This window comes from Amycolatopsis minnesotensis, from assembly GCF_039529815.1.
Lineage (GTDB): Bacteria > Actinomycetota > Actinomycetes > Mycobacteriales > Pseudonocardiaceae > Amycolatopsis > Amycolatopsis minnesotensis.
This window is the reverse complement of the sequence record NZ_BAAANN010000128.1, coordinates 1-1,111: the sequence shown is the minus strand read 5'-3', so window position 1 is coordinate 1,111 and position 1,111 is coordinate 1. Positions and strand designations below refer to the sequence as shown.

The 1,111-nt window shown below is 68.2% G+C and carries 1 protein-coding gene; it reads right to left on the bottom strand.

Features of this window, described 5'->3' with window-relative positions; translation table 11 throughout:
- A partial coding sequence (locus ABD256_RS44140) for an IS481 family transposase (RefSeq protein WP_344432396.1) occupies positions 1-994 on the bottom strand: 994 nt, incomplete at its 3' end.
- Between the last annotated feature and the right edge of the window lie 117 nt (positions 995-1,111).

The window sequence follows — 1,111 nt, the reverse complement described above, 5'->3', positions numbered from 1 at the left end:
TGTATTGCCCTGTGAGGTTGGGGACGCGGCTGGCGGGTGGTTTGCCGGTGAGTGCGGTGTGGCCGCGGTGGTGATTGTAGGTGTGTAGCCAGTCCGGTAGCGCTTCGCGGCGTTGGGTTTCGGTGCGGTAGGGCTGGGCGTAGGCCCATTCGTCGAGCAGGGTGCGGTTGAACCGCTCCACCTTGCCGTTGGTCTGCGGTCGGTAGGGCCGGGTGCGTTTGTGCACGATCTGTGCTTCGCGCAGGGTGTCGCGCCAGAGCAGTGAGCGGTAGCAGGACCCGTTGTCGGTCAGGACTCGTGCGACGGTGATACCGCAGCTGGTGAAGAACGCCTGCGCGCGGACCCAGAACGCGGCAGCGGTCTCCTTCGTCTCATCGGGCAGGATCTCGGTGTAGGCCAGGCGGGAGTGGTCGTCGATCGCGTTGTGCAGGTAGCTGTAGCCCAGGTTCGCCCGGCCACCGATCTTGCGGGGCCGGGCCGGGTCACGGTGAGCGGCACTGTTGCGCCCGCCGGCGGCACGTCCGTGGACTTTGTGGCCGCCACCGTCGGGGATGTTGCCCAGCTTCTTGATGTCAACGTGCACCAGATCGCCGGGGGCGGCGTGTTCGTAGCGGCGGACCGGGCGGCCGGTGCCCCGGTCGAGGTGGGTCAGGCGAGCCAGCCGGTAGCGGGTCAGGACCCGATGCACGGTGGAGGGGTTCAGGCCGAGCAGATAGGCGATGCGGGCCGGACCCCAACGGCGCAGGACACGGACTTTGATGATCCGCCGTTCGGTGCGGGTCGGGGTCCGGTTCGGGCTGGTGGCCGGCCGCGACGAGCGGTCGCTCATGCCCGCCTCACCCTGGCCGCGGAAGCGAGCAGCCCACCGCCCGGCGGTGGTGACCGAGACCTGGAACCGTTCCGCGGCCCGACGCAACGGCCATCCATCCTCAACGACACATCGGGCCAGGCGCAGCCTCCCGGCCGGGGTCAACGGTGCGTTAGCGTGAGTCACGAGGGCCTCCAGGTAGCAGGTGCAGATGTCGCAATCCACACCGAACCCGGAGGCCCTCCTCACACCAAGATCATCCGATCACGTGTCGCCCCGTACCCAACCTCCATGGTCAATACA